At 42.1% G+C, this 13,229-nt stretch carries 10 protein-coding genes; 6 read left to right on the top strand and 4 right to left on the bottom strand.

All coding sequences use genetic code 11. The features are described from left to right. Positions 1–30: 30 nt before the first annotated feature. Genes J1N51_RS04165 through J1N51_RS04140 form a run of 6 tightly spaced genes read left to right on the top strand, consistent with a single transcriptional unit; the run spans position 31 to position 8,749 of the window. On the top strand, positions 31–2,202 hold the full coding sequence (locus J1N51_RS04165) for a type I secretion system permease/ATPase (protein ID WP_208832726.1): 2,172 nt from the start codon (positions 31–33) through the stop codon (positions 2,200–2,202). After that, positions 2,202–3,578, top strand: a complete 1,377-nt coding sequence (locus tag J1N51_RS04160; protein WP_208832725.1) for an HlyD family type I secretion periplasmic adaptor subunit — start codon at positions 2,202–2,204, stop codon at positions 3,576–3,578. The genes J1N51_RS04165 and J1N51_RS04160 overlap by 1 nt, the downstream gene beginning before the upstream one ends. Positions 3,579–3,592: 14 nt before the next feature. Further along, entirely contained in the window at positions 3,593–4,915 is a 1,323-nt protein-coding gene (locus J1N51_RS04155; protein ID WP_208832724.1) for a TolC family outer membrane protein, read from the top strand. Continuing rightward, a complete protein-coding gene (locus J1N51_RS04150; RefSeq protein ID WP_208832723.1) occupies positions 4,915–6,111 on the top strand; it encodes an OmpA family protein in 1,197 nt (398 codons plus the stop codon). The genes J1N51_RS04155 and J1N51_RS04150 overlap by 1 nt, the downstream gene beginning before the upstream one ends. A 20-nt stretch (positions 6,112–6,131) precedes the next feature. Next, positions 6,132–6,788 (top strand): transglutaminase-like cysteine peptidase, encoded by a 657-nt coding sequence (locus J1N51_RS04145; protein WP_208832722.1) that lies wholly within the window; start codon positions 6,132–6,134, stop codon positions 6,786–6,788. Between the two features lie 26 nt (positions 6,789–6,814). After that, the gene (locus tag J1N51_RS04140; protein ID WP_208832721.1) at positions 6,815–8,749 is read left to right on the top strand and encodes a bifunctional diguanylate cyclase/phosphodiesterase; all 1,935 of its coding nucleotides are present in this window, start codon (positions 6,815–6,817) and stop codon (positions 8,747–8,749) included. A gap of 100 nt (positions 8,750–8,849) precedes the next feature. Here J1N51_RS04140 and J1N51_RS04135 read toward each other — a convergent pair whose 3' ends face one another. The 4 genes from J1N51_RS04135 to proB form a co-directional block, all read right to left on the bottom strand. Then, a complete protein-coding gene (locus tag J1N51_RS04135; RefSeq protein ID WP_208832720.1) occupies positions 8,850–9,266 on the bottom strand; it encodes a type 2 periplasmic-binding domain-containing protein in 417 nt (138 codons plus the stop codon). 12 nt (positions 9,267–9,278) lie between these two features. Continuing rightward, a complete protein-coding gene (locus J1N51_RS04130; RefSeq protein WP_208832719.1) occupies positions 9,279–10,466 on the bottom strand; it encodes a hypothetical protein in 1,188 nt (395 codons plus the stop codon). 127 nt (positions 10,467–10,593) lie between these two features. Continuing rightward, positions 10,594–11,841, bottom strand: coding sequence for a glutamate-5-semialdehyde dehydrogenase (locus J1N51_RS04125; protein WP_208832718.1), 1,248 nt, complete (start codon positions 11,839–11,841; stop codon positions 10,594–10,596). Further along, positions 11,841–12,950, bottom strand: coding sequence for a glutamate 5-kinase (proB, locus tag J1N51_RS04120; RefSeq protein WP_208832717.1), 1,110 nt, complete (start codon positions 12,948–12,950; stop codon positions 11,841–11,843). The genes J1N51_RS04125 and proB overlap by 1 nt, the downstream gene beginning before the upstream one ends. Between the last annotated feature and the right edge of the window lie 279 nt (positions 12,951–13,229).

The following is a 13,229-nucleotide window of genomic DNA, read 5'->3' as shown; positions in this document are numbered from 1 at the left end:
TGTAGGCTTAACCCTCCATGGGCTTATTGAATGACAGTGAAGAAGAGTTTTAAGGAAGAGTTAGACTTTCAGGCACAGCGAGAAGATCCGCTTCTCAATTGTTTGATATTTATGGCAAAATATTTTGCCAAGCCGTTTTCTGCCCAAGCTTTAACGGCAGGGCTACCCCTTGATAACGGGCGATTGACGCCTAAATTGGTGTCTCGTGCAGCATCGAGAGCGGGGATGGATGCACACCTTTCAAAAAAATCCCTCGACCAAATTTCAGACTTATTATTACCTTGCATTTTGTTACTAGAAGATGGTCGAGCCATTGTTTTACTTGAGATAAACAAGGATCAAGCCAAAATCGTTTGGCCTGAGACACATGGTGGTGAGGATACCATCAGCATTGAAAAACTTGAGTCGCTTTATGTTGGTTTTTGTTTTTTTGTCCGCAAAATGCACCGCTTCGACAAGCGCAGCGAACAAACTCTTACCAACGCAGAAGGGCACTGGTTTTGGTCTGTGATGAAAAAATCGTTTCCGATTTATCGCGATGTGTTGGTGGCGTCCTTCTTTATCAATTTATTTGCAATTGCTTCACCACTCTTCGTCATGAACGTTTATGACAGAGTAGTACCCAACCTAGCGTTTGATACTTTGTGGGTACTTGCCGCAGGCATGTTGTTGGTATTGATACTCGATTTTGCGTTAAAAGAAACTCGTTCCTACTTATTAGAGCTGGCGGCTAAAAAAGCAGATATCCTTTTATCTTCAGAGGTATTTTCAAAAGTCATCAACCTCGAAATGGCCAGTCGGCCTCAATCTGTTGGTGCCTTTGCCCGAAACGTTCAGGAGTTTGACTCGATTCGCGAGTTTATAACGTCTGCGACCGTTGCTGCCTTCGTTGATGTTCCTTTTGCCGCGTTAATCATTACTATCATTTTTATTGTGACTGGCCCCATGGCCTTTATTCCTGTTGTAGTGATCTTGTTAATGGTGGCGTATTCACTCTACATGAAACACAAGATCAGAATTGAAGTAGAGAAAGGCGCGCGTTTTTCAATGCAAAAAAATGCGCATCTTATCGAAACCCTCGCTGGCACAGAGAGCATTAAGATCAATAGTGCAGAGAGTCAATTTCAAAGCCGTTACGAAGAGTTAGTTGGGGCAATTTCTGAATGGAACTTAGGGATAAAACGCTATAGCTCCCGAGTATCAAGCATGACGGCCTTTTATACTCAGCTTACTTCCGTGATCATCATAGTCGTTGGCGTTTATCAAATCATGGAAGGCAACATCAGTATGGGTGCCCTTATCGCATGCGTGATGCTGACCAGTCGTGCTCTAGGGCCGTTTAGTAGCATCGCTTTACTGGCAACCAGATATAACCAAGCTGAATCTGCATTTAACACTTTAGATGAGCTCATGAGTATGCCATCTGAGCGATATGATAAGTTTTTACATCGTCCGTACATAGATGGTGCGGTTAAATTTAAGAACGTGGCGTTTACCTATCCAGGTAGTGAAACCAGTGTACTCGACAATGTTAATTTTGTCGTAAAACCAAAAGAGCGGGTCGGCATTATAGGTCGAATTGGCGCCGGAAAATCTTCTATCGAAAAGCTGTTATTAGGGCTTTATCAGCCCACTGAGGGAGCCATTTACCTCGATGAAATCGACATAAAGCAGATCAACCCTGCTGACTTAAGACAAAAGGTCGGTTGCTTGCCGCAAGACATAAACTTGTTTTATGGAACCATCAGAGAAAACATCACTCTAGGCGTTCCTCACGTAGAAGATGAGCTGGTTTTAAGAGCGGCGCGCAATGCCGGAGTTACCTCATTCACGGATAATCACCCAGAAGGGTTAGATCGCCAAGTCGGTGAACGTGGTGCGTTTTTATCAGGTGGGCAGCGGCAATCTGTCGCCCTTGCTAGAGCTTTGTTGTTCAACCCTCCAGTACTGGTGTTAGACGAACCTTCGAGCAACATGGATAGTTACTCAGAGCAAAACCTCAAAAAAAATTTAAACAGTTTGGTACAGGATAAAACGTTTATTTTGATCACACACAAATTCAGTATGCTTGATTTAGTGGACCGCATCATTGTGATTGAACAAGGGCGCGTTGTCGCCGATGGGCCAAAACAAGCCGTTTTACAAAAACTTCAAAATACTGGCCAAAGCAAAGGTCAAAGTTCTGGCAAGGGGGCGAGTTAATGTCAAACAACGAAATTAACCAAAAGCACCTCAAGTATATGAAGGACATCAATGCGGCACTGCTACTAACCAGTCCTCGTAAGTCCAGGCAAGTGTTGTACTTAGTATTACTAGTGATCACCATCAGTATCATTTGGGCAGGTTTTGCAGAGATAGATGAAGTAACAGTAGGGACCGGAAAAGTGATCCCATCGCAGCAAGTTCAGGTCATCCAAAACTTAGAAGGCGGCATCTTAAAGGAAATCGCCGTGTCTGAAGGGCAGTTGGTTGAAACTGGCCAAAAACTCTTAAGTATTGACAGTACACAGTTTTTGTCTGAATACCGTGAGCAAGCAACACAAGGTGATAGCTTAAAAGCGCGTATTCACAGATTAGAAACACAAATAAAACAAGTAAAGGTGATGCCTCAAGAGCAACTTAAAGAGCTGATTGAGGGTGATGACTCATTACCGTTTCAAAGCTTTCCATCCAATTTAGATCCCGGAGTGGTCAACCAACAACGCGGTCTATACCAAGAGGAAATTCAAGGCCTCATTGACCGTACTAGTATTCTTGAGCAGCAAATCAACCAAAAACAAGCAGAGATGGATGAACTAAATTCTAAGGTTAAGTTTTTGGAGCGTAGCTATGAGTTGGTTAAAAAAGAAATCGAAATAACCGTGCCTCTGGCTCGTAACGGCGTCGTCTCTGAAGTTGAAGTGATAAAACTTGAGCGTGCTGGCAACGAAGTAAAAGGTGAGCTAGAGGGCGCCAAGTTACTCATCCCTAAATTAAAGTCTGAAATCGAAGAAGCCAAACGAAAACGCAATGAGCAATTTTCTAAATTTCGTACAGAGGCACAAAAAGAGTTAGCAGAAGCACAAGATAAGCTAAATAGCCTAGATGAAGTGTTGGTGTCACTGCAAGACCGCTTAGAGCGAACAACGGTTACATCACCTGTCAATGGCACCATTAAAACCATAAAAATCAATACAGTGGGCGGCGTTATTCAACCTGGCATGGATTTAATTGAGATAGTACCGGTTGAAGATAGTTTATTGGTAGAAGCCAAAATTGACCCGAAAGACATTGCATTTTTACGTCCCGGCCTGGATGCCATCATCAAATTAAGTGCCTATGATTTTGCGATTTATGGCGGTTTAAAAGGAAAAGTAGAACATATCAGTGCCGACACCATAAAAGATGAAAAAGATGAAAGTTACTACTACATTAAAGTAAGAACAGAAGAGAGTTATTTAGATAGTAATAACAAACCGTTACCTATAATCCCTGGGATGACAGCTAATGTTGATGTAATCACGGGAAAGAAGACGGTTTTAGACTATCTACTCAAACCAATTGTACGTGCAAAGCACAATGCAATGCGTGAAAAGTAAGGAGTGAGCCATCGATGATATCAAAACCGTCGTTAAGTACCGTATTTGTATTTTGTGCAGCCACTGTGGCATGCAGCGCTCAAGCTAAGTCTCTGGAAGAGGCGGTTGCTCAAGCACTCGAAATACACCCAGAATTGAGAGCTTTGTTTTATCAGTACAAAAGCTTGGAAAAAGATGTCGAAATTGCCAAATCCGGCTGGTATCCAAAAGCAGATGCCTATTTAGAGTTGGGGATTGGTAAGCGAGACAATGCTCAAAGTCGTCTCGGCCGTGAAGATGAAGAAATTAAGCCGGTTGAGTATGGAGTGACGATAGAGCAGTTACTGTTTGATGGATTTTTCACGGAAGAAAACATCAGTCGGACAAAAGCGGAAGCTCGAGCAGAGTTTTTTACCCTATTGTCTGACGCTGAAAACAGAGCACTAGAGGTGACCCGGGCCTATACTGGCTATATAGCCGCTCAGCAGCTGTTAGAATTGGCAGAGCGTAACTTAGCCTCTCACAAAGACATCTATGCCCAAATAGAAGAGCGTACAAACAGTGGTTTGGGATCTCAGTCCGATTTATCTCAAGTTGGAGGCCGACTTGCCAGAGCGAATGCAAATTTATTAGCCGCCAAAAACCAATTACAAGATGCTAGAGCATCCTATTTTAGGTTAGTCGGTGAGGCGCCTCAAGACTTAGTCATGCCTAAGCCAGACCTAGACGGTTTACCTCAAGACAAAGAGTCTTTCCTAGAAATCGCGAAGGTCGAGCACCCAACAATTATAGCGGCAATGTCAGATGTAAAAGCCGCGCATCATCAAATTGACGGTAATCGAGCAAACTATTACCCAAGGGTGACATTAAACCTTGAGCACTCTTCAACCGAGTACAATAATGATGGTGACAATTATGTTGATGAGTCTCGAATCTCGTTAAATGTCACATACAATTTATTTAATGGTTTTGCCGATCAAGAACTTGAGAAAAAAAGCGTTTATCAAAAAGAGCAGGCACTCAACTTGCGTACTTCCGCTGAATTTCAGGTGATAGAGGGCGCTGAGTTTGCTTGGAGCAGTTACCAATACGTTCAAGAACAACTCGAATACCTACGCCAGCATGTCGAATTTAGTTACACCACGTTGCAAGCCCACAAACAACAGTTCACCTTAGGGCGTCGTACGCTTTTGGATTTACTCGATACCGAAAATGAGTTATTTGAAGCTAGAAAAAGCTACGTAAATGCTGAACAAACAGCACTAGTTGCGCATTATCGAATATTTAATGCCATGGGCACCTTACTGGATAACTTAAAAATTGATGCGCGTGACTACCAAGTATTAGGAGAGCAGTAATGAGAACGTTTAAGACAAAACCGCTCTTAATTTCTCTTTTGACCACGATAGCTTTAGCTGGCTGTAATACGACCATCAAAGATTTGGATCAGTGGCGACAGCTGCCAATAGAGAAAAAGCAACGTCTTGTAGATGCAGATAAAGATGGCGTGATTGTAGCAAGAGAGAAGTGTGAAGAAACAGGAACTGACCTACTTGTAGATAATTACGGTTGCACAGTGGAACATCTAAACGAAACCGATTTAGATCACGACGTTGAATTTGATCAAGGCTCATTAGAATTAGGTCCGAGTCAGCAACTGGAATTGACTGAATACTTGAATGGTTTGGCTATCAACAAGCAATGGGAATTTACGGTTCAAGGTTATACAACGAGCGCCGGAGATTTGTTACTAAATGAATATTTAGCCAAACAACGAATTTCTGCGGTTGCAGACTACTTGCGCTCACAAACCGGAGTACCACTAACCAATATACGCTCTCAGTTACTCGATGGCGACAAGGTCGCTGAGTACGATAACGCCCAAAACTTCTCGACAGAAAACCCAGATGATAAAGACCAAGACGGGGTATTAGACGAGTTTGACCAATGTGGCAACTCTGGATTTACCGTCGAAGTTGATGAAAACGGTTGTCCAGTTATGGAGATACAACAAATCACCAAAAATGTGACGGTCCGGTTTGAGGTTGATTCGAGCGACATTCAATCAATTTACTTACCAAACGTAAGAGAGGTTGCACAATTTATCAACACCTATAACGCAAAACAGGTTAAAGTGGTGGGTCACGCTTCTTTAACAGGTGATGCAAACTACAACTTGGGTTTGAGCGCCCGACGTGCAGAAGCCGTTGCTGAACTTTTAGTTAATGCATACGGCATCAATCCTGATTATATTGAAGCTTACGGTAGAGGTGAGACTCAACCGGTAATGGATGAGATCAGTGATCAGGCAAATGAGCTTAATCGTCGAGTCGAAATCGTTCTTTCCGAGAGTCTCGAAGTCGAAAAACAAAAAGATATTAACCTGCTCGATGCAAACGCACTTAATCGTCGTGTCACTGTTATTGCTCAAACCAAAGAAATGGCTAATAAACTCAAATGGAACATTTTCTTGATGGAAGAGTTACAACAAGCCAAAGAAAAAGAGCAAAACAGTCAAGATGCGATTGAAGAAGCCAAAGATGCAGGTTGGTAAGACAATTAAGCACTTAATTAATGACAAAAATTATTGGTTTACTAACCACAGTAATTTTATTGAGCTACTCTTTAATAGGTCTCTCCAGGGAGGAGTTAGACCTTAACAAGCTCATTGCGTTTACGCGTGATAAATATGACGAAGACGCGGTAAAACGAATGGTTGCGTGGCGAAAAATCATAGCTGAGAAAAAAGGGTTACCAGAGAAAGAAAAGTTACAAGTTGTGAACCGTTTCTTTAACTATTTCGAGTTTGTCGATGACATAAAGTTATGGGGACAAGAGAATTATTGGGCGACGCCGATTGAGTTTATAGGCTTGCGCGGTGGTGATTGCGAAGATTTTTCGGTTGCTAAGTATTTTACTCTGCTGGAGCTCGGGGTTCCAATCGATAAGCTTCGCCTTATCTACGTCAAGTCAATTACTCTCAATCAATTTCATATGGTTTTGGCTTATTACCCAACCAAAACCGCCGTTCCACTGATCCTCGATAACATTGATGGAGAAATCAAGCCGGCGTTTAAGCGCAAAGACTTGGTTCCGATTATATCTTTTAATGGTAAACAACTTTGGATCAACAAGCAGAAAGGCCAGGGTAAAACGGCCACGTCGGGTAAGAGTTTAAAAGATTGGGACAACTTGTCGAACCGTTACAGTTTAGAAGCGTTCAAGAGTTAATCTCAAAGAAGGCGAAAGAGGTCTGAATGACATTATTTAAAGAGTTGCTAGTCGTCATACTAATCACGTTTTGCGTAAACTTGATGGGTGTGCTGTGGCTGCAATTTGATTCGACACGTGAATACTTGGTCAATCAACTAGAGTCTGACCTCAATAATGTTTCGACGTCGCTAACTATGGCTATTTCACCGCATCTGGCAACGGCCGATGAGGTAATGATTGACTCGACATTAAATGCTTACTTTGATGGTGGCTATTATCAGAAAATCGAAGTCACTATATACGAAAGCGGTGAAACAATTGTCAAAGAGCACCCAATAACAGTAGATGGTGTACCTCAGTGGTTTATTGATTTGGACTTTTTGCGCATTCCGTACATTGAAAACGAAGTAACCAATGGTTGGAGCCAAGTCGGTAAAATTTTTGTTAGCGGTCACCCTGGGCTAGCTTATCGACAGCTTTGGGATTCATTTGTCAGCACTTGTATGTGGCTAGGTGGCTTAGGGGTACTCGTGGCCTTTATTTGCGCTTACGGCATCAATGTCGTATTAAAGCCGCTAACTCGAATTCAACAAAAAGCTCGCGAAATTCAAGATCATTACTTTGGCGAGCCACTTCCCTTGCCAAGTACTCGAGAGCTTCGTGAAGTGACAGAGGCTGTCAATCAAATGAGCGCTCGACTAAAAGAGCAATTTGAAGAGAAAGCGCGACTTCACGAAAAATTAAAACAAGCCGCTTATATCGACTCTGTAACGGGATTTGGTAACCGAAGTTATTTTGACCGGCGGCTCAATGCCTGGCTGGTGGACTCTAGTAACGGGGCGCTGATCTTTATCGATATTGCAGGGCTTGATGACTTGACCAGAGAATATGGCTGGCAACGCCGCGATGAGATAATTGTGGTTATTGGTCACTTTATTGATACGGTTTTTGACGACAAAGAAAACACAGTTTTGTGTCGCGTATCCGAACACGAATTTGCCGTTATCATTGAGCAAATTGACGCTAGAAAAGTTGAACAAAAGTTAAAGCAATTGAGCACTTATTTTAATTCACCAGAGATCCGTGAAATGTTCTCAGTGAATCAAATCTTTAATGCTGGTGCCGTTAAAGTGTCACACAAGGCAGACAAGGATGACATTTTAGCTTATGCAGACAAAGCGTTACACGACGCGCGGGAAAACTTTGGTGGTATTAAAGTTATAGAAATTACGCCAGAATCAGGTCACATTCATACCCGTGTGGAAATCAAAGACGGTATAGAGCGCGCTTTGGCCAAAGACGCATTTGTGTTTTTGAACCAGCCGGTTTTTACCTACAAGAGCAAAGAACCTGATCACTACGAGATTTTTACCAACCTTATCTTAGAGGATTTAACCAATGTTACTGCAGGCACTTTTGTTTCTGTGCTCAACGAATATCGTTTAGGTAGTCGATTTGATAAGCGTGTTATTCAATACATGATTGATGTTGCCAAAAAGAGTGATAAGGGACCCTTTGCGATTAACATTAGTATGTCGGCACTGCAGGACCATCAATTTATTGTATGGCTGTACAACAAACTAAAACACGAGCCAGAGGTAAAAACGAAAATAGCCTTTGAGTTTAATGAAGATTCGATTATTAATGACCGAGAGAACACAGAACAAATGTGTCGCCATTTTAATGAGTTAGGTATTCGTTTTGGGATTGACAGAGTAGGTCGTCATTTTGAGTCTTTAGCGTATCTACAACGAATTCACCCCGATTATGTGAAAGTAGACCACAGTTACACAGAGATTGCAGTGAACGACCAATCAGACGCTTATTTTGTGGGTTCTTTATGTACAACAATTCACAACCTAGATATTAAAGTTATAGCGACACACGTCGAAAACGAAAAACAATTAGAGTTATTAAAAGATTACCACTTTGATGGTTTCCAAGGGTATATCGTTAAGCCTTCCAAGCTAGAAGAGTAGGGTTACTCAGGTAAAAGATTACAACCGACAAACTAGCACTCACAAAAAAGCCAGACTATTCACAGTCTGGCTTTTCGCTTTATCGTTAACGGCTAACTAATTAGAAGGTAGCAACAACTTTTACGTTACCGCCGGCATCGCCAGAGATATAGCCAATTGCACCTGGAGTGCTAGCGACTTTCTCAATAACTGCAGCGTCACCGTCCAGTTTTTCTGGAGGCGTACCTTTACCAGTGAACACTAACTTTGACCAGTATGCTTTAAGTTGGCTGCCTGAACGGTTCAACACTTTTTCATTGAACTCCTCAGTTGCGCCAGCCCCTTCAGCTTGATCAAAAGGAACAACTGATGTGCCGTTAGGAAAAGCTTTTGCTTTTCCTAAAAAGATACGTGAGATTGTTGATTGATCTAAGTTCGAATCATTAGATGGGTGAACAATAACGTTCACCGCAAATACGCTTGAGCTAAATAGTGCAGACGCTAGAGCCAAACTCAGTCCTAAGGTTACTTTTTTCATCCGTAGTACTCCTTAAAATACAATGTCTACACCAGCTGAGATAAGTTCTGCATCATAAAAGTCATTGATGTCGTTATCTACTGAGCTGTACTGAACTTTGAATGCTGCCGCAGGGTGGAAGTCATAACGGAAACCAAATGACGTAACTGTATACTCATCCTGTTGGATACCATTTACGATGGCGCTAGTCGCTGCCTGTAAAGGGAAACCGTCAAATTGTGTTCCTAATGCTGGGATCACAACATTTGGCATACCCGCAGCAATAGACGTGTTTGCTTCTACTTCATATGTTTCAAACGATACATAAGGCATAAACGAGAAGTTAACACGGTATCCAAAGCTTAAGTAACCAGCCTTAATGTCTTCTTGGCGGAACGAGTCGTCAGTGTTGTTAACTGAGTACTCACCAATGATAGATACTTTGTCGTAATCAATGTTAAAGCCTGCACCGATAAAGGTACCTGTATCGCCATTCATTAATAACTCATCAGTTGCCGATTGGCTTGCACCAAGTGCCGTTGCAAGGTTCGCGAAAGCTTGGACCTCTGCCACTGGAATATCTACTTCACCAGAGATGTAAGTAAAATAACCACTAAACCACTCACGGCTGAATGATGTTGAAAGACCAAACATGTTATTTAAAGATCCGCGCGTTGGAGACGTATCTTTAAAGAAGGTATCTTCTAACTCGCCAGCGATAAAGTTGAATGTGACGTCCCACTCACCAATTAGTTTGTTGTGTAGTAAGCTAACGCCGTCGTAGTTACTAAACGGTAAGTTATACATAGCCGTTGAAGGACGAACCCACGGGTACGCATAGCCCACATCTAAGAAGTCTGAATACAGGTAGAATGGCAAACGCAAACGACCTGCACGGAACGTGGTGTAATCCGAAAGTTCATAAGACAAATATGCCCAAGCAAACTTTGTGTCAAAGTCATCTGAGCCTCGAGAAACAATTTGAGCTGTCGCTGATAATCCATCACCTAAATCTGCAATAGCTTGCAGCGCAAACAAAGACTCGTTACGGAAAGATAAATCATCGCCATAACCTACGTAGTCTGCTACGTCATCCTCAAGGTTTTGACCGACGACAAATGAAGCAAATCCGTTAAAGCGGATATCTGCATAAGTCGAAAAGCTTGCCATAGATAGTGCTGCTACACCTAATGGTAAGCCAAGTTTTAATACTTTTTTCATAGTATCCCGTCTCTTTGTTGTTGAGTTCAACTTTAGTGTAGCCGAGTATTTTAATTTTGCTTTTAAAAACAAGCAAATCAAAAAAAAACCCGCATAAAGCGGGTTGGAGTAGTGGAGTGCACCAAAACTATACTCTAATTTGGCCTTCACCAGTCACCACAAACTTCTCAGCGGTGAGAGATTCAAGACCCATTGGACCATAAGCGTGAAGCTTGGTTGTCGCGATTCCAATCTCTGCGCCCAGGCCTAATTGAGAGCCATCAGAAAACCTCGAACTTGCGTTAACCATAACCACAGAGGCGTCTACAGCGCGTTGGAACAGTTCTGCTGAGTCCTTGTTTTCAGTAACAATTACCTCTGTGTGGTGACTACCAAACTGGTCTATATGCTCAAGTGCATGTTCTAAAGAGTTAACCGTTCTTACTGCTATTTCAAGACCCAAGTACTCTTCACCAAACTCTGTGTCTGGAAGTAGAATTGGGCTTAGAAAAAATCCATGTGAGCGTTGACAAGCGTTTATTTTTACAGCTTTTTCTTGCAACATTTTTGCAGCCAATGGTAAAAAATCACCCGCTATTTGCTCATGAACTAATAATCCTTCAAGCGCGTTACATACACCAGTTCGTTGAGTTTTTCCGTTTTCTAAGATTTTTAATGCTTTTTCAAAGTCGGCATCTTTATCGACATACAAGTGACACACACCTTTAAAGTGTTGGATCACTGGGATTTTACTGTTATCGCTGACAAACTTAATTAGCCCTTCGCCACCACGAGGAATGACAAGGTCGATATAGTCCGTTTGTGAGATTAACTCGGTTACCAACTCACGAGCTGGATTGTCGACGACTGAGACTAACTCTTTAGGTAAGTCGTTTTCTTGTAATGCTTTGTGCATCGCGTCGGCAATCGCCAAGCTCGAATTTAGGGCTTCTTTACCGCCACGTAAGATAACGCCATTACCAGATTTAAAACACAAGGCGCCAGCATCTGCGGTAACGTTAGGACGTGACTCATAGATCATACAGATTACGCCAAGTGGGATCCGCATTTTTTCTATTTCTAAGCCATTAGGGCGAGTCGTGACAGAGCGACGGTTACCGACCGGATCTTCCAGCGATACAATCTCTTTGATACCGTTGACCATATCATCAATGCGCTGTTCGTTTAGTGTTAAGCGATCAACAAAGGCATCGTCTAAATCCATTTCTTTGGCTTGCGCTAGGTCTTTTTCGTTGGCTTTTAAAATGCCTTCTTGCGCAGCTTTAATATGCTCTGCCATGCGTAGCAGAACCTTATTTTTTTGTTGTTCTGACATAATTGCCAAACGCTTTGATGCAGATTTGGCAGCTTTTGAAATCGTTTCAATATAGCTCATTAGGCCTCCTTTAATACGGCAATATTATCTTCTTCTATCAGTGACTCAATCGTTGGAAACGAATGGTCGTTGGGCGATTGCTGGTCGGAAATAAATGACATTAGACAGCTACTGTAATTAGCGACTGCTTTTGCTAGTCGGGTTCCATCTTTTGTCTTCACCAGTACCGTATCGCCGATATTAAAGTTTCCTTTGACTTCGACTAAATGGTCACTTGATAGATTTTGTTCTTCATCCAAGACTTGGCCAGCTCCCGATTGATCAACAATGATCTCACCTTGGGCGCGGGTTGTGTGTGTTAACCAATGCAAATCATCTTGCATAGGGTTTTTGTATGGCGTAAACATGGTGCCTGGATTATCACCACGTACTAACCTTGAGAACGTTTCAGCTTCAAAGCCATTCACTATATAGGTCGTAATTCCGTGCGCTGTGGCTTTTTCTGCGGCTTGTAACTTGGTTAACATACCGCCCGTTCCGGTTGAGCTTATTGCACCACCGGCCATTGCTTTGATCCCGTCGTTAATCTCATCAACAACGCTTAACAGCTCTGCATCTTCGTGTAACTTAGGGTTTTTGTTGTACAACCCATTGATATCTGAACACATTATTAGTGCATCAGCATCAGCCGCCGCCGCTACCATTGCCGATAAGTTATCGTTATCACCGACTTTTAGTAAATCAGTGGTCACCGTATCGTTCTCGTTTACGATTGGAAGAATTCCTGCTTCTAACGATGTTTCTAGTGTATCGCGAATACTTTGATAACGTTCTTGATCACGCAGATCTCCATGTGTAAGTAAGATTTGCGAGGTCGGAAAATCAAATAATCTATCCCAAGTACCTACCATCTCAGCCTGACCTGCGGCAGCCATGGCTTTCTTTATTGCAAGAGAAGGGCGTTCTGGGCTGTCAAATAAGTGACGACCTGCCGCCACTGAGCCTGAAGAAACTAACACCACTTCTTTTCCCTGCTTTCGACACTCAATAATAAATTGAGCGATTGGAAATAATTGGTGTGCACTACAGCCGTTGCCACTCGGTGCGATCAATGCACTACCGACCTTCAACACAATGCGTTTCCAGTTTTTCCAAGAGTTTGTATTCATTAATAAATCCCGTTGCTCAAATTAGGTTGTAAATTATACATAATAATACTTTGATGTCTAATCATTATTGTACTAAATGGTATTGTTCTTGTTAATACGTGTTATTCGCGAATTTTATAGTTGTTTATTATTTTAACTCTTGTTTTATAGTGTCTACTTGTTTGGTTACCTGTTTTTTGATTAGTGTATTAAATATTACAGTACGTTCCATGTGTGTTTTTTTGTTTTTGCTTTTTTATGTTTTGTCTAATGTTTTGCTTAGTTTTCTAACTATGCGAA

The sequence above is a fragment of the Psychrosphaera ytuae genome (genome assembly GCF_017638545.1).
GTDB classification, from domain to species: domain Bacteria; phylum Pseudomonadota; class Gammaproteobacteria; order Enterobacterales; family Alteromonadaceae; genus Psychrosphaera; species Psychrosphaera ytuae.
The sequence above is the reverse complement of the archived record's forward strand: the minus strand, read 5'-3'. Positions and strand labels throughout refer to the sequence as shown.

Coding starts and splice junctions, on each gene's coding strand:
- J1N51_RS04140 (WP_208832721.1), top strand. CDS start 6,815: ATGACATTATTTAAAGAGTTGCTAGTCGTCATACTAATCACGTTTTGC.
- J1N51_RS04150 (WP_208832723.1), top strand. CDS start 4,915: ATGAGAACGTTTAAGACAAAACCGCTCTTAATTTCTCTTTTGACCACG.
- J1N51_RS04135 (WP_208832720.1), bottom strand. CDS start 9,266: ATGAAAAAAGTAACCTTAGGACTGAGTTTGGCTCTAGCGTCTGCACTA.
- J1N51_RS04160 (WP_208832725.1), top strand. CDS start 2,202: ATGTCAAACAACGAAATTAACCAAAAGCACCTCAAGTATATGAAGGAC.
- J1N51_RS04155 (WP_208832724.1), top strand. CDS start 3,593: ATGATATCAAAACCGTCGTTAAGTACCGTATTTGTATTTTGTGCAGCC.
- proB (WP_208832717.1), bottom strand. CDS start 12,950: ATGAATACAAACTCTTGGAAAAACTGGAAACGCATTGTGTTGAAGGTC.
- J1N51_RS04145 (WP_208832722.1), top strand. CDS start 6,132: ATGACAAAAATTATTGGTTTACTAACCACAGTAATTTTATTGAGCTAC.
- J1N51_RS04125 (WP_208832718.1), bottom strand. CDS start 11,841: ATGAGCTATATTGAAACGATTTCAAAAGCTGCCAAATCTGCATCAAAG.
- J1N51_RS04130 (WP_208832719.1), bottom strand. CDS start 10,466: ATGAAAAAAGTATTAAAACTTGGCTTACCATTAGGTGTAGCAGCACTA.
- J1N51_RS04165 (WP_208832726.1), top strand. CDS start 31: ATGACAGTGAAGAAGAGTTTTAAGGAAGAGTTAGACTTTCAGGCACAG.